A 16,006-nucleotide genomic window follows, 5' to 3' on the forward strand; every position below is an offset into this window, starting at 1 on the left:
TTCAATAGGTCTTAGACTTGAAACTTAGACGAATTAGGAACATTGATATCCTCAGCGTATAGTAATGTGTCCTCAATTCTAGCTGGGCACCATAGGCTAGTCGTATTAAGTTTTGTGCCCAATAGCTCTTCGAGAGGCTTTTGCTGCTGTCTTTTTATTACGCCTTCTTCAGATATTGGTCCGTAATATATAATCGCTTTAATATCAGGGGAAACATGCAGTTCTAAAAGCTTTTCTAGCTTTAAGTAAACCGTTGCACTGTTGTATAATATTTCTTCTTTAGCAGCTGCTTTCAACATCTTAGACTTTTCTAAATCTTCATTTACATTTGCACGATTTAACATGCCGCCAGCTGCCCCCCCTAAGAATGTCCTATGTTGATTTTCAGCAGAAGTTACTCTTTCATTGATGAGATGAGGCTCAGATGCCAGTGTATTCATCTCAACTAAAAATATCTGGTCACCTACTTGCAGATTTGTTTCCAAGCCGTCAATAATCGCCCCATTAGTAATTGACCATCTTACAATTTCATCTTTATTTATCGGGTTAACAAAAATGATTTTTGCCCTTCCATAGGAACTGTTACTTTTTAACCTGTCACTCTCAATTTTTTCAATCTGTGCTTCTACACTTCCTCCATAAGATAAGGAGTCCCAGGTTGGAACTCCCGCAAGGGAAGTTAAAGATATACTTAGTAAAAATATAAATTTAAAACATACAAAGGACACTATTTTACGCAAAAGCTAAAGCCCTCCTCCCCTCTCTTTATCATGTTACACTTGGTTATCCGCCGCACTTAACGGTTCGACTCCTAGTATTTTCTCGTTTTTAAAAAAGAAAACTGGCTGAGCGTTCATCATCCAGCACAGCCATAACACGATCAAACTCCAAACCCTTAACTCCTTAATGAGTCTCAAATTGGGCTACGATGAAGGCATTGAATTAATCATACCTCGCCCCATCCACCGATTCCTGCTGAACCGGTGCGGTCGGTGCATACCGATACAACTCCCAACCCCCTTCGGGATTTAGGTGGAAGGGATTTACGGTACCCAACCACATAAAAGTTGGGTGGTTGATCATCGTACGGAAACCGAAATTGCCCGAATTACCTACACCATTTATAGTGGCAGGGACTGCCTGTAGGTCTGGAGAGAAAAAACGATAGAGTTTTGCGCCCGAGATTGTTGGGTTGGATAACGCATCCTCAAGGAGATTCAGAAATTCTGCAGGAAGCTCACCCGAAAGGTCAATTACACTCGGTATAAGTGAGCTGACGTCCAGTGTAGCCAGATAAAGATTGTCTCCAGTCACTCCCAGGCGCCAAGTGTATACATTAAACAGCCAGCCCAATCCAGCTCCGCCTAGCTTTGGGGGCCCGGCCAAGGTTTGTGTTTCCACAAACTTATTGAGATCCGGGTCCCAAGCCTGAACCGTTTCATACCCATAGAGAACTTCAACATTTGGCTGCCCTTCTCCTTCAAAGTTGTCCCCGCGGAATACGGTTGTTGCTCTATGGGTTGCCATAATGGTGTTCAACTCTCCAATAGGAGTACCCCACGTCTCACCATAGGCGAGAACATGGCTCCTGAATCCACTGAACGGAAAGTTGATCGTACCCCAGTAGAGATTCCCACGCCATGAAGTAATATCTCCACCGGCATAGGCCCGAGCGCTGATGGGGTCTGGTTCGTACTCGCTAATATTCCAAACTTCCTCCCACTCTTCGGCATTATCGGGCATGAACCCACCTGAAGGTATATGGGGACTCATCACTATCCCGGCGTAGGCTTGCACCTCTCCTGTTTCAATATCACCGTTCGGCCAGGTAGACGAAAATATACGCCCGTTGTGTATCGTCATGTCGGCCGGAGTACTTTCCATAGTGCCGATGACTTCAAAATTGAATGGATCATCGAGATCGCCCATCCAACGCAAAACCCGGCCCGATCCGCCAAGATCCTCTTGTAATCGCACACCGGTATATAAAACGCCCTCATGATTAAGAAACTCACGGATATTAGAATATTCAGGAAATTTCTTTGAACCCAAATACCGCCCGGTACTTGCCTGCCAAGCCAGCATAATAATGCTGTTACCGCTGCCCACGCCGGCAATTCCCTCCTGTATACCACCCGGCCCTGCAAGAAAAATCACGTCATCCGCGTAGCCGCCCGAGCGTAATCCAAGGATGTCCTGTAGAAGCGGATCGTAAGTGGGAGTAACTTCTGTGACTTCAAGTGTGCAAGTATCTATGCGGTAGGCAGAGGGTGCCCGCCAGTCCCCAAGGTTTTTAAGGTTTGGGTTTTCCTGAGCGAGTATCCCATCGGCGAACTCGCACACCCAACCCTGGGTTGGGGCTAATATCGGAGTCAATACTGCGGTTGGAGACGCTTGTGCAGTACAGAGAAAATTGCTGCCGGTTCCCCAGTATAAAAATTGGGGAGATTCAGCCATCCCCCAAATCCGCGTACCGTTGCGTTTAGGTTCTCCCGCCGAACAGACGCCGTCCACTAACTCTGGATAGGGTTGACCAACGCCATTGAAGCATTCATCGACTGGCGCTTTAAATAGCTTTTCAAAATGCGGCTTAACCCGTTTGCACATTTCATCTGGATAAGCCGAGGTCCCTACTTCTGGAATAGCCAATTGGGCTGTGGCGGAAATTGAAACTATGGAGGTTAAAAGTAACGAAAGTGCAATATATACTGTGGTTTTCATAAGCATCCCCTGCCCTACTCATGACCGCTACTGCGGAAGGTTCAACATTTTGGCTTTACTTATTGCTAGCTTGATACACTAACAAAATTCAAAACTAAGTAGAGAGTAGGATGCAGCTGGACAAAGGAAACGATTTTCACTAGGAATCACCCGCCAAATATTGTTTTATCACAACAGCCTGTTGATGTCTTACGAGTCCCTCCTGAATGGATACCGGTATAGAGCCCCCTAAGTCCGGCCACTTCAACCTGCAAGGCGGGCTTTCGGAACCGAAAACCGTCGAAGTCCCCAAAATTGAATTACAGTTCTGGCTCGCCCCCCAAAGGCATTCAGGCATGTTCGTGGCAGATGACGGATTATCTATGCAGGCAAAGTTGTATTAAGCGTTTTCAATTCACGTCTCAACATCCCTGAAGGTGATCCTTTTGCTCCCACACCAAAGACCTCAGGATGTCCGAAAACAATAAAAGAATCCTTAGCACGAGAAACTGCCACATTTAACATGTTGCTTCCTCGATCATAGAATTTTCTAGCTGCCTTATTGTTTTCGCCATAAACACTGGAAAACAACACTAGTAATCGCTCATCCCCCTGAAGCTTGTGAACTGTACCAACTGTAAGTCCATGAATACCGTACTGCTGAAGAAGCTTCACAATGATTTTTGCTTGTTTATTGAACGGCGTAATTATTCCCACAGACTTTTTCAATACTTCAGCATCGCTCAGTTGAATCATCTTTTTGTCTTGCCTTCTCGCGTAATCCAGAATAGTTTTTCGCTCATCGCATAACCAGCGTACAATGGCTGTTGCCTCTCCTAAGTTCGCTCGACTCCCACCTATAGATTGTGATGGAGAAAACACCTCATAAAAACTCATTGTGCCCCAGGGTACAACTAATTTTGGATTTCCTCTAAGCGCGTCAAGCTCCCCCTTGTAGACCAGCTTGTTACAATATTTGATTATGTCATCATAGCAACGACGATGCTCAGTAAGATATAAGCCTCGAGATAATTTCTCATACTGATGATATTTCGATTGACGCTGAGCAACTCTCATCACATTGCCACTGCTTGCAAGAAGACCGCTTTTCTTCCAAAACTCTTCATATTGCTCGATATCGTCAAGAAGACCAAACTGGATGATGTTCGCCAAATCAATTTTTTCAGGAACACTCCATACAGGCTCAATTTGATCTGTATCGCCGACAATTAGTGCTCTTCGCGATAACGAAAAACTGGCTGCAGATACTTCAGTCAACGCCTGACCAGCCTCATCGACGATCAATAAATCTATCTCTTCAAAAAGTGGTTTATCTTCTCCTCGATATGCCGTAAAAACAGCTGGCAACATATAGAACGTGGATACGAAACAGGGAGTTAGCTTTGCATGCCTACGATATCGCCTCGGCATCGTTGTGGGTGACCTTTCATACTCATCGGGTTCCAGCAGAAAGCTTTCAGTTTCTTCAATCCACCTAGCTTCCCAGTAGTGAGATGCAATTTTAAAACTTGTAAACCGCAATGTACGATCAACAATCTCCGTACATTGATCCGCAAGCCCTGTTGTAAACAGCTCTTTTGGTCGATATCGTGCAATCAGATTTTCAATATCTTCTTTGGCTGAAAGATAGCTTGTCAGTACTTTCTCGCACTGCTTTACGTGACTTTCAAGCATTACTAACTCATCTTTAAAATCACTAAATTTCCTTCTAAACCAATCATCCACCTCGTCATCAGAGAAGCCTTTCAATTGAATGCTATCAAACCACCTGCTAAGCAATCTCTTAGTTTTACGATATTCGATTTTGCGAATTGTGGGAATCAAAAATAACAGATGCATCCAAATGGATCGTCTTTCCCATAGCTCGCAAACCATATCGTATTGCTCATTCGTTTCACGCAATTTTCTATTAACATTCTCAATCATCGCCCGATGGTCATTGATTACTAATTTCATATCCTCAGACGATTTTGCGATAGAGAGCAAACTTAACTCTGCCTTGATAAATCTTTTCTTAATGCTTACTGCATTAGAGATTTTTCTAACAAGATCCTTTAGATTATGATGGAGGATTGATCTTGCATCTCCTACTTTTTCTATAGCGCTTCCATGCCAAGTAGAGGCTCGCTGGAGATACATCTCTTTAGCTACATCAATATACTCTTGATTTTGGTACTTCTTGATAGTGCCATCACCATTAGAGTCCATATGCAAGTAAGGAGTATCTTTCTTCTTATTCGCCGCACAACAGTAAAGGCCGTAGCTATCCAAGCCAGGTAGCCACCGTCCCTTAAGTGACTCATTAAGTCCATCTTCGTCCACCCTTGCGAAGCTTTCCAAGATATTCGTTACAGCTTGATTATTATTCGAAGCTGCAACAATCAAAGGCGGTTCAGCTTCATCCAACGCAGCGGTGGTCCAAAGGTTAGCAACAATACTACGAAGCAGAGTTGTTTTTCCCGTACCGGGAGGACCATTAACAGCGAGAATTTCTCCATTCATCTGTTTAGAAAAGTAATGCAGTCCATTCCGCTGGTGGTTAGATAGTGCAAACTCGCCCGTCATTTGAGCTATATGAGACTTTTCTCCGGCTTCTTCATGAACAAGCATTTCATGGGGAGCTAGCTTCAGATCATTTACACTGCAAAAGCGGTGATATAACGGTGGATAATTTCCTGTCTCTAACAACTTTTCGAGCACACCGATAATTTTGGCCTTAACTCCTACGACTGGAGGTTCCACTTGGAAAAGACATTGATCCGAAACCGTGTATTCAGAATGTAAAGGAACTTCAAATAGAAGAGCGTTTGATGAAATATTTTCGGTTTCCGTGTAATCAACCGCGGTAGCCAACATGGCTTCACAGTAAGACATTAAATCTGCCCAAGACTCAATTCCTTCATACGGATTCAAAGTCAAAAACTCATCTACATTGGAGAATTCCGCAAAAGGTTGGGTCGCACTGGTATTTGGCGACAGCCACTCCCTGGGTATCCAGGGTGCATTACGGCCAGGCAGTAAAGTTCCATCTCGTTGCAGCCGTACAAACACGCACAAGGGTGTAAGGACCTTACGTTTTAATGCGGTGTTCCAGCCTCCCCGATAATCGTAAATATCAATTCTGGGCAGAAGGACGAGTTCTAGTTCAGTTAGTGGTGGGGATTTAGGGGTTTGCTGTCCATTGATAATTTTTTCGGCCAGGTCCGATGGAACGCACCCTTGACTCCAGATACTTGCTGGTTGAGCTATATATGCGTTTGACGCCTTTGTGGACTTACCACGTCCGAGGGCAGGAAGTAGATCTCTATCCGGTGGACAAAGTCGCTCGCCGTCAATGAGAGATTGCTTAAAATATGAGGTTAAATTTTGCGTGAATTCCATATCAAAGTGACTCAACAATCCTAATTTTGGATTAATACCTTATCAGATGTCATTAATCATTTATTTGTTAATAATTCTCGAAGGTTAGTTCGAGCAATCGAAGACATTTCAGTCGATTGCTTGTGAGGGTCTCAAGTCCTTAACACCGGTAGGTGCCTAGTATGGCAGCGGTTAAATCGATGTCCAAGCCGAGCTCTTCATGAGATCGGATTGATTTTAGAGGTTATCGCACACTCTGGGGACTACCAACATTTGAAGGCGCAACGCCACCTGGATCCCCCCTAAAATTAATATTAACTATTTGATTAATTTCTGGTTGTTTAATTAAGCAATTTATTTGGGGGAGTATGTACAGGCTCAAAAAAAGTGGACGATCAGTCAGTCATCAATTTTAGTTGGTAATAAACGCACTAACCAGTTGAAATTTAGGATAAAATCAGAAGACTAGTTAAGCTCTTTACTCCAACAACAACTTCATATTTCTATGTCTGCCTCTAACCAGCCACCAGCACCAATCATCGACAATCTAAGCAATCTTGAGAATCCGTTCCGCTGCAGTAGCTTTTCTGCCAGCCGTTATCTCAACAAGCAGATTCCAGATGCTGATACCGATCTGGAGTTCACGCTTAAGTTTCTTTACAGCTACAACGGTAGCCAGGCAACCTTTAATAGTTATCGGCGAGAACTTGAGCGACTGCTGCAATGGGCTTGGCGTGTTGAGGAGGTCTCTATCTTGTCGCTCAAGCGTGAGCATATTGAAGATTTCGTTCAGTTTTGTATTGAACCGCCTATTGCCTGGATTGGCACCAAAAATGTAGCTCGTTTTAAAACTATAAATGGTGAGCGTGTTGTTAACGCTGACTGGCGGCCATTCGTCGTCAGCGTGTCTAAAGTTGAGTTTCGTTCTGGTAAGACACCATCGCCCAAGGATTTCCGGCCATCCCAAGCTGCCATCAAGTGTATCTTTACAGCCTTGTCTTCTTTCTTCGATTTTCTCTTTCAAGAAGGCTTGGTTCCAGCTAACCCTGTGGCATTGATCCGGCAAAAAAGTAAGTTCGTGCGGCGTGAGCAACAAAGCCAGGTGGTTCGACGCATCAGTAACCTACAGTGGGACTATGTGCTGGAAACTGCCGAGATTATGGCTGAAATGTCTCCACATGAGCACGAGCGTACACTATTCATTATGAACGCCCTATATGCCATGTACCTGCGCATCTCTGAGCTGGTTGCGGATGAACGATCTGCACCTGTAATGGGGGACTTCAAGAAGGATCGCGACGGGAACTGGTGGTTTCACGTCACTGGTAAAGGTAACAAAGGCCGTGCCATTACTGTTTGTGATCAGATGTTGAGCGCTCTGAAGCGCTACAGAAGTCATTTGCAGCTCCCTGCCCTACCCAGTATTAATGAGCAGACACCGCTGGTGCAGAAATCTCGCGGTAAGGGACCTGTTACCAGTACACGCCAAGTACGGCTAATCGTGCAGAACTGCTTCGATGCCGCTTACCAGCGTATGGTTGAGGAAGGTCTAGGTGAAGATGCAGAAGACCTGAAGGCAGCAACGGTGCACTGGCTGCGGCATACTGGTATCTCCGAAGATGTGAAATACCGCCCGCGAGAACACGTCCGTGATGATGCAGGTCACGCAAGTATGGCTACTACTGATCGGTATATCGATTCTGATATGCGTGAACGTCATGAGAGTGGACGCAGTAAGCGGGTTAAGGAGGAGCAGTAAACACTACTGCCCTACACTTGTAGCAAGCATGCACTATCCCAAAATAAATCAATAAAAACGCGGGACACCACTAAGTGAGCAACTCATGCAGCAGCAAATTTACCTATGCGCCAAATGAATAAACTACAGTTACCTATTGAATTCAAGCAATATAAAGCCAGCTCAATTTTAATCAGAGTGCTAACTGTTATCTCAATATGTATAGTTATCTCTGCCTGCTCTCAAAGAATAGCTAGCTCAATAGAAAAAGCTGAAAATTTTTCTTTTGTTGACAGAATAACTACCGAGCGCATTGAAGAGCTTGGCTTCAAGAAAACCGAATATTGCTTACCTGATAATAAGAAATGTATTAGCTATTATTACGGCTCACCTTTAGTCGACAACAACCTTAACTACTCTGCAATATTAGGTCGGGGCGACAGAGAAAATACTGTTAAAATTAACTTAAATAGAGACTCCCTAGATCGAAGTTACCATGGCACAGTAGTCTTACTGCATGGATTTCGCACCTCTAAAGAATTTATGCTGAATTCTGCTCTTTATTTCCGCTTCCTAGGATTTCAGGTTATTGTTCCAGACCTTCTCGGTCATGGTGATACTGGTGGTAAGAAGAAATATGGGGTAGATGATAGCAAATATATCAACTCCCTTATTGACAACCTAGTTGAAGAGGGAGCCATCAAAGATGAAAACATATATATTGTAGGAAGCTCTTTGGGCGCCTTAACGGCCACACATATTGCCTCTTTAAGATCAGACATTAACGGAATCATTCTTTTAGCTCCAATGCCGCAATTTGATGAGGCCGTATACAATTATATGAAGATCGACTACCCCGTGCTTAGCAGGATCATCCCTGAGAGAGACATTCGTAAGGGAGCTGTTATAGCTCTAAAAAGAGCTAATATTGATTTGAAAGATACCAACATACAACCCCTCTTAAAAACCTCCCAGACCCCAACACTACTAATCCTCTCAGATTCAGACCAAGTTTCACCATATGCAAATTACAAACAATTGAATAAAGACAATATAAAAATATTCGAAGTTAATGGCAGATATCACCCAAGTATGAACACAATAGGAGATGTCGAGCATGAAGCGATTATTAAATGGCTCAATACTACTCAATAGCAGCGTCTATAAAATTTCGGATAAATCAAAAATTTAGCTGTGCAAGTGGAGCTTTCTGTTGAGCAAAAAGCATTGAAGAAAATTACAGAACTTCTGAGAAAACACCCTCTTCAATTTCTTCAACCAAAAAATCAATAAACACTCTAACTTTTGAAGTCAGTACATTAGATTTAGGGTAAACAAGCCAAATAGCTGCCTGGTCATCAATTCTGTAATCCGGTAACACACGAATCAATGTGCCCTCTTCTATCTCTGAGTGAATATTCCACAGAGAACTCATACAAATACCAACACCAGCCTTAGCCGCTATGCGCATGCTGGCACCGTCATCGCAAATAACCCGAGATTTACCATTCGGTGGTGGAAAGGAGCCGGCTTGCTTATCGGTTTCAGAGATCAGCCTTCTGGGTTTTGAATTCATAAAGACTAGAAGCTGATGCCTAACGAGATCTTCAGGAGTTTTTGGAACACCATATTTCTTTAGGTAGTTAGGAGAAGCACATAAAATTCTTTTATCATCCGCAAGCTTTCGGCCAATTAAACTACTATCCTCAACCGCATAATTGCGCAGGGCTAAGTCAAAGCCACCCTCGATTAGATTAACTTGCGTATCCGATAGTTTAAGCTCCACATTCACATCAGGATAGCTCTCAAGAAATTTGGGGAGGATGGGTGCTACAAAGCGCTGCACAAAGGTGCTAGAAGCGGCGAATCTCAATGTTCCACTTACATTTGAACTGCCTTTACCAAGCGCTGCCAGAGCTGCGTCCTCTTGCGCAAGAATCTCCCTGGCGAAGGGAAGGAATTCCTCGCCCTCAATCGATAAAGCGACCCTCCGAGTAGATCTATGAAAAAGATCCGCCCCTAATTGGTGCTCAAGCTTTGACAGACGTGCACTGGCTACAGAGGGAGCTAGCCCGAGCTTACGCCCAGCAGAACTTATATTGAGCATGTCCGCTGCCAGTACAAAAAGCCTGATACCTTTCGTATCCATCTATTATATCCAAAAACAGAATTCTGAATACTTTTATACATCATTTATACGGCATTTCCAATGCATTAGGCTGTGTCCCGTCGATGAGATTTTTTCAGCAAGAGCTTAGTGATTAGGTAGGGGTCAGCGAATATCAGTAGGCCAATTGTTCATTTCTATCGAGGTTGTGGGAAACCTGACCTCAAAAACCTCAGCCATGTGATGGTTGGTGGCAATGGCCAAATCCGTAGTGTCAACTTTGATGAAGGGGATGTTTAGTGACTGCAAGTCATAAAGACAAAGTTGAGTGTTTTCCTAGCATAAATATTGGCTTCGATAGCGTATTTAAGCCCGGAAAACTATCTATTGGCTTAGTCGTACCTATTGAAAACTACTCGACAAACTCGATGCCAACTATGGAAGCACATATTGAGAGAGTACGACTCGCTGAGGCCCTGGGATTTAGCGCCGTTTGGCTCAGAGATGTGCCATTCAACGTGCCTTCATTTGGTGATGCTGGTCAAGTTTTTGATCCTTTCGTCTATCTTGGATTACTTGCAGGGTCTACTTCAAAGATTGCCCTAGGAGTGGCAAGCCTTATTCTGCCACTGCGTCACCCCGCACATGTTGCAAAAGCTGCCGCATCGGTTGACCAGATTTCTGGAGGGCGCCTTATTCTGGGTGTTGCCAGTGGTGATCGCCCTGAGGAATATCCAGCGATGAATGTTTCATATTCAGACAGAGGAGAGTCATTCCGGAATAGTTATGAATACATTCGCAAAGTTACTATGCCCTATCCTAAGTTTGAGAATGCCTTTGGAACAGTATCTGGTGAAATGGACCTACTGCCAAAGCCTCAAGGCAACCAGTTACCACTACTAATAACCGGATCTTCCCAGCAATCTCCTGATTGGTTGGCAAACAACGGCGACGGGTGGATTACATACCCGCGACCACTTACGCAACAAAAGGGCTTTATCGAGCAGCTAAGAGAAAACAGAGAAGAATATGTATCGAGTAAACCAATCATGGAACCTCTTTATATAGACATTATGGACGACCCCAATTACCCGCCACAACCATTACACTTGGGGTATCGACTCGGCATTAACCAGTTAGGTAGGTATTTGAGATCAAGAGAGACTATTGGCATCAACCACATTGCCCTTAATCTCCGCTTCAACAGTCGAAATGTGGAAGAAACGCTAAAAAAAATAGCAACTATGATTCTTCCAGAATTCAAAGGGTAGGACTTAAAATGGCAAAGACAATTCTGCTAACAGGTGCAACGGACGGCATCGGTTTAGAAACAGCAAAGCTATTAGCATCAAAAGGGCACACTTTACTGCTGCATGGAAGAAGTAAATCGAAACTAAAGAACATCCAGGAGAGTATTTCCCAAGACTATCCAGATACCCATTTAGAGATATTTCTTGCAGATCTTTCTGACCTGTCAGACGTTGAAGCGCTGGCGTCGCAAGTTAAAAGCCGCTATTCGAGTATTGACGTACTTATTAATAATGCGGGCGTATTCAAAACGGATAACCCAACAACTGATGCGGGTTACGATATTCGCTTTATAGTTAATGTCATCGCTCCTTACCTGCTAACGAAGCGTCTTTTACCTTTGTTCAATACTGAAGGCCGTATTATCAATTTGTCTTCTGCTGCACAAGCGCCTGTGAGCCTGCAAGCACTCAAAGGAGAACAGATTCTATCTGATAGCGATGCTTATGCCCAAAGTAAGCTGGCTCTCACCATGTGGACATTTCAACTGGCCAAATTGCTTGATGATAGTGCACCAGACCTCATCGCAATCAATCCCGCATCATTTCTAGGGAGTAAAATGGTAAAAGAGGCCTATGGATCATTAGGGAGAGATTTAAGTATTGGTGCGAATATATTGGTACGAGCCGCATTAAGCGATGAATTCTCAGGAAATTCTGGTCAATACTTTGACAATGACCTGGGTAATTGGTCTCCGCCACACCCCGATGCCCTGGATGAAAGTCTGAATATAGCACTCATCGAAGAAATTATAGATATTGCAGATAAACTGGGAATAAAAGACGCCTAGTTACGAGATAGGACTAGCTCATCATACTAACCAAACTCATATCATTCACCCCAAGTATTTTTGTGAGAACTTTACATGAAAGCAATGATCGTAAACACCTTTGGTGGCCCAGAGGTATTTGAAAAGGCAGAAGTCACTAAGCCAACCATTAAGGCTGGGCATGTACTCGTTAAAATGGCAGCGACCAGTGTCAATACAGTGGATACGATGATTCGCCAAATGGGCAAAGAGCTACCAATCTCCCCACCTGCCCCCGCAATACTCGGTATGGACTTCGCCGGTACTATCGAAGAAGTTGGTGAAGGTGTGAGCGAATATAAAGTTGGCGATGAAGTCTATGGCTGTGCAGGTGGTCTGGCAGACCTACCGGGAACACTGGCTGAATACATGGTTGCAGATGCCAACTTAATTGCATTGAAACCAACCAATTTAACGATGCGTGAGGCTGCGGCTTTGCCATTAGTTGGCATCACTGCCTACGAGGGCCTGCTAAGGGCCGGCATTAAAACGGGCCAAAAGGTGCTTGTCCATGGCGGCTCAGGTGGAGTTGGTCATGTAGCTCTGCAATTGGCTAGGCACTTCGGCGCTAATGTATTTTCTACTGGCGGTGGTGAGGCACAATTGAACCTGATTGAAAAACTGGGTGGAATACCTATTAATTATAAAAATGAGTCGGTTGAAGAGTATGTGCAGAAACATACCAGTGGTGATGGATTCGATATAGTGTTCGACTCTGTTGGCAGTACAAACATGTCAAAATCATTTGAAGCATCTGCACTCAATGGTCAAGTTGTGTCAACAGTTGCCATGGTTGAACTTGACTTAACAACGGCACATTTCAAGGGGTTATCTCTACATGTTGTATTTATGCTGATTCCGATGCTGCATAACTTTCACCGCGAGAAACATGGACTCATCTTAAAGGCCTTGAAATCTATTGTTGAAGAGGGTGACCTGAAGCCAGTGCTTGACGATACATCCTATAAACTAGAAGAGATTGGCAAAGCTCATGAGCGCCTGGAAAGCGGTAAAGCAATGGGCAAAGTCGTAGTCACTATTGACTAGTAAAGTGGATTAGTTAAGACCAAATCTGCTCGACAATTTGTTTATCGTCAGCGGCGCAGCGGCGCCTCGCCTTCGGGGTGTTCGAGGTCCTTTTCGTCGAATGCGTCGTCGGTCAATGTCTTCAGGAACGCCACGATCGCGGCTTCTTCCTCGTCAGTCAGCCCGAGGTTGCCCAGCTCGGCCCGGTTGACGTTCTTAGGGACTTCGGGTTTAGGCCAGCCGGTGATTCCGAAGTTCGGGTCGGTTGCGTCAGGCACTTCACCGAGCGTATCACGGGTGTTATAGAAGTGGACGATTTGCTCGAGCGTGGCAAAGACGCCGTTGTGCCCGTAGGGTGGGGTGATCTCAATGTTACGGAGAGTGGGAACCTTGAATTTACCATCCTGCGATCCGTCGGGGTGCTTGGCGGCGATCTCTTGCCGACCGCCCAGGCCCAGGTCGAGTGGCAGGCTGTCGACGCCGTGCAGGCCAGCGATTCGCGGGTTCACAGGAAGCCCCAGGTTGTCGTAGGTGAAGTCGGTGAACAGGGCGTGCGGGTAGTTCGCCGGCGGCTTGCTGCTATGACAGTTGCTGCATTTGGCTTTGCCATTAAACAGTTGGAGTCCCAACTGTTCCTGCGGGGTCAGCTCAATCTTGCCAGCGACGTAGTAGTCGTATTTGGAATTAAACTCGGCGAACTCGTCAGTGGGCTCGAAGGACCCGATTGCGGCGCCGAACTTGGGGTAGACCATATCGACCTGTGGCCACTTGAGGTCTACGCCGTAGAGCCGCCGGAAAGCCTCGAGATAGACCGGATTCTCCGCGAGACGCGCGAGCACCGCCTCTTTGTTCGGCATGGCCATCTCCAGCGGATTGAGAGGCGGTCCGATTGCCTGGTCTCTCAGCGAGTTGGCCCGGCCATCCCAGAACTGCCCGCCGACATAGGTCTGCTTCTGCTCATCCCAGTGGAACGGGGGGCTGAACGTCGCGTAGGCGGCGGTCTGGGCGTTGCGTGTGCCAAATTTCCCGGGCTCGGACCCGGGGGAAACCGGCATGCTTACCGGATCGGCGACACTGCGTGGATCGGCGAAACCGGCCGAGTGCGCGTGACAGGTGACGCAGCCGGTGTTACGCCTAGCCGAGATGTTCAGGTCGTTGTAAAGAAGGAATCCCAGCTCAACCCGATCGGGGAGCGTGGTATTCTGCAGCGGCGGAAGCGCCGCTGGTTTCTTGTCTAGCGTGGTGGCCGTTTCCCCCGTCAAAGGGAGGACAAAGATCGAGAAGGCGATCATGGCGCCGGCCACGATCAACATACCCAGCCCCCGCGCCTATTAGCTTTAATTCTCATGCCGTAATCCTCATACTCTGTATGCTGCTTTACAGCAGATTCTCTCACTGAAGCTACAATTTCGCTTCTTCCCTTCTTTTCAGAGATACGGAACATCTTAATCTTATCCGCTGTATACATTGTCGTTACATTACATAGCACCAGCTTCAACTGCTCCTTGGAAAGATCAGCGTATTTTGAAAAAAACTATGAAAAAATCTTTCCCCTTTACTCATGAGTTAAGAGTCAAGATTCCATGTAATAGTTTACCAGGGAGCCAGTGGTTCACTATCTATCTGTCTATTACTTCTATTGAAGACCCTGCAAGTCCCACAACGAGTCTATTAGCTACTTTAGATTATAGATTTCCTATAAAGTGGCAATCAGACATATTTATTTGAAATTCAATAATCTAAGGAATCTTCTGAAAACACTAACCACAATTCCCCACAACCTCAGGGACTCACCTTAAAATCAATGAAAGTGAGCTGAACGCCAAAACAATGAATTAAAAATGAGAAATTCTTCTTAAGAAATAGTAATTTTATCCCTTTTTAAGATAGATGGCCGCCTTATAAATTTGGATAGAAAAGCTGCTGCTAACATTTCTGTGCACAGCCTAACCACACCCATGTCGCTATGATGTTATTTCATTCACAGGCATTGTGAAATCCAATGATAAAGGGAGTTACTGATGAAAGTTGTTACAAATAGATTTATGGCTTCAATATTGGCCACAGGGATAACACTTGGCTATACCACATCCGCACTTTCCCAAACTACAGATAGTGCAACCAGTTTGGTAACCCTCCAATTTGATACGATCATCACAATAGACAATGTTGACCCAATCACCATTTCAAATCCCATGCCGGGAAATAGTGCAACAGGCGATGACAGGTTTTGTGTTGCGGGAAATGGGTTTTCAACTTACGGCATAACCTTTCAGAATGATGGAACTGACCCTACATATAGATTGATAGGAACTGACGGAACTTCAATTAGTTATAGTGTTGTATACCAGAATGATGGTGGATTTCCTCAACAAGCTAATGCCGGAATAACTATCGCCAACAATGTTCTTCAAGCATCTAGCTGTCCAAATGATAACGCGACTTTTTTTATTAGTATTCCGGCAAATGAATGGGAGCCCAATCAGGCATCAGCTCCCTTCTCTGGGACACTGCTAATTACTGTTGAATCCGAATAAATCAAGAATAACAAGTTTCATAAAAATTATTGAGGACATTAGCAATCACTATTGACTAGTATATAAATTAAAGACCTTCTACGCCTCAGATGGCGGACTCTAAGGAATTGTTATTTTCTCAATATTTCTAAGGTCCGCTTTAATATCACTTATAGAAAGGGTCTGTAACTGGACATATTTTTGGTATTTACACCTTCATTATGACATTGGAGGACCGGCGAAACTTGTGCCAATTGTGAATTATATATACCCACCATACATATCAAATAACTAACATTCATTTACACAAAACCAAGCATGAAAAGACGAGTTAAGTGTTTATAGTAGGGCTGTAGATCCTATATAACTACCGGTGGCAAACGAATACTTGCCCTCGTTATTCCCGCATGAGCATTGATAGT

General features: G+C 44.7%; 11 protein-coding genes. 6 read left to right on the forward strand and 5 right to left on the reverse strand.

Features of this window, described 5'->3' with window-relative positions:
- Positions 1-11 precede the first annotated feature (11 nt).
- The 3 genes from ACXAFI_RS09220 to ACXAFI_RS09230 all read right to left on the reverse strand — a co-directional run bounded on the left by ACXAFI_RS09220 (position 12) and on the right by ACXAFI_RS09230 (position 6,102).
- Positions 12-740 (reverse strand): hypothetical protein, encoded by a 729-nt coding sequence (locus tag ACXAFI_RS09220; RefSeq protein WP_475108573.1) that lies wholly within the window; start codon positions 738-740, stop codon positions 12-14.
- Between the two features lie 202 nt (positions 741-942).
- Complete coding sequence (locus ACXAFI_RS09225) at positions 943-2,721, reverse strand: hypothetical protein (RefSeq protein WP_475108574.1); 1,779 nt, start codon at positions 2,719-2,721, stop codon at positions 943-945.
- A gap of 360 nt (positions 2,722-3,081) precedes the next feature.
- Positions 3,082-6,102 (reverse strand): DEAD/DEAH box helicase, encoded by a 3,021-nt coding sequence (locus ACXAFI_RS09230; RefSeq protein WP_475108575.1) that lies wholly within the window; start codon positions 6,100-6,102, stop codon positions 3,082-3,084.
- 484 nt (positions 6,103-6,586) lie between these two features.
- Between ACXAFI_RS09230 and ACXAFI_RS09235 the strand changes: the two genes are divergently transcribed.
- Positions 6,587-7,840, forward strand: coding sequence for a tyrosine-type recombinase/integrase (locus ACXAFI_RS09235; RefSeq protein WP_475108576.1), 1,254 nt, complete (start codon positions 6,587-6,589; stop codon positions 7,838-7,840).
- A 105-nt stretch (positions 7,841-7,945) separates the two neighbouring features.
- Positions 7,946-8,974, forward strand: a complete 1,029-nt coding sequence (locus tag ACXAFI_RS09240) for an alpha/beta hydrolase (RefSeq protein WP_475108577.1) — start codon at positions 7,946-7,948, stop codon at positions 8,972-8,974.
- Between the two features lie 82 nt (positions 8,975-9,056).
- Here ACXAFI_RS09240 and ACXAFI_RS09245 read toward each other — a convergent pair whose 3' ends face one another.
- Positions 9,057-9,968 (reverse strand): LysR family transcriptional regulator, encoded by a 912-nt coding sequence (locus ACXAFI_RS09245; protein WP_475108578.1) that lies wholly within the window; start codon positions 9,966-9,968, stop codon positions 9,057-9,059.
- A gap of 257 nt (positions 9,969-10,225) precedes the next feature.
- On the opposite strand from ACXAFI_RS09245, the gene ACXAFI_RS09250 reads away from it, so the two are divergent.
- From ACXAFI_RS09250 to ACXAFI_RS09260, 3 genes are all read left to right on the forward strand, one after another.
- Positions 10,226-11,197 carry an LLM class oxidoreductase gene (locus tag ACXAFI_RS09250; RefSeq protein ID WP_475108579.1) on the forward strand — a complete coding sequence of 324 codons (972 nt, stop codon included), beginning with the start codon at positions 10,226-10,228 and terminating at the stop codon, positions 11,195-11,197.
- An 8-nt stretch (positions 11,198-11,205) separates the two neighbouring features.
- Positions 11,206-12,024, forward strand: coding sequence for an SDR family NAD(P)-dependent oxidoreductase (locus ACXAFI_RS09255; RefSeq protein ID WP_475108580.1), 819 nt, complete (start codon positions 11,206-11,208; stop codon positions 12,022-12,024).
- A gap of 75 nt (positions 12,025-12,099) precedes the next feature.
- Positions 12,100-13,089, forward strand: coding sequence for a zinc-dependent alcohol dehydrogenase family protein (locus ACXAFI_RS09260; RefSeq protein ID WP_475108581.1), 990 nt, complete (start codon positions 12,100-12,102; stop codon positions 13,087-13,089).
- 47 nt (positions 13,090-13,136) lie between these two features.
- Here ACXAFI_RS09260 and ACXAFI_RS09265 read toward each other — a convergent pair whose 3' ends face one another.
- A complete protein-coding gene (locus ACXAFI_RS09265) occupies positions 13,137-14,381 on the reverse strand; it encodes a cytochrome-c peroxidase (RefSeq protein WP_444922082.1) in 1,245 nt (414 codons plus the stop codon).
- Positions 14,382-15,089: 708 nt separating this feature from the next.
- Here ACXAFI_RS09265 and ACXAFI_RS09270 point away from each other — a divergent pair.
- Positions 15,090-15,605, forward strand: coding sequence for a hypothetical protein (locus tag ACXAFI_RS09270; RefSeq protein ID WP_444922081.1), 516 nt, complete (start codon positions 15,090-15,092; stop codon positions 15,603-15,605).
- Positions 15,606-16,006 lie beyond the last annotated feature (401 nt).

This window comes from Microbulbifer sp. ABH2_005 (genome assembly GCF_056160005.1).

Bases quoted from the DNA above. Each gene is read 5' to 3' on its own strand.
- ACXAFI_RS09270 (WP_444922081.1), top strand. From the start codon at position 15,090: ATGAAAGTTGTTACAAATAGATTTATGGCTTCAATATTGGCCACAGGG.
- ACXAFI_RS09240 (WP_475108577.1), top strand. From the start codon at position 7,946: ATGCGCCAAATGAATAAACTACAGTTACCTATTGAATTCAAGCAATAT.
- ACXAFI_RS09230 (WP_475108575.1), bottom strand. From the start codon at position 6,102: ATGGAATTCACGCAAAATTTAACCTCATATTTTAAGCAATCTCTCATT.
- ACXAFI_RS09260 (WP_475108581.1), top strand. From the start codon at position 12,100: ATGAAAGCAATGATCGTAAACACCTTTGGTGGCCCAGAGGTATTTGAA.
- ACXAFI_RS09235 (WP_475108576.1), top strand. From the start codon at position 6,587: ATGTCTGCCTCTAACCAGCCACCAGCACCAATCATCGACAATCTAAGC.
- ACXAFI_RS09225 (WP_475108574.1), bottom strand. From the start codon at position 2,721: ATGAAAACCACAGTATATATTGCACTTTCGTTACTTTTAACCTCCATA.
- ACXAFI_RS09245 (WP_475108578.1), bottom strand. From the start codon at position 9,968: ATGGATACGAAAGGTATCAGGCTTTTTGTACTGGCAGCGGACATGCTC.
- ACXAFI_RS09265 (WP_444922082.1), bottom strand. From the start codon at position 14,381: ATGTTGATCGTGGCCGGCGCCATGATCGCCTTCTCGATCTTTGTCCTC.
- ACXAFI_RS09255 (WP_475108580.1), top strand. From the start codon at position 11,206: ATGGCAAAGACAATTCTGCTAACAGGTGCAACGGACGGCATCGGTTTA.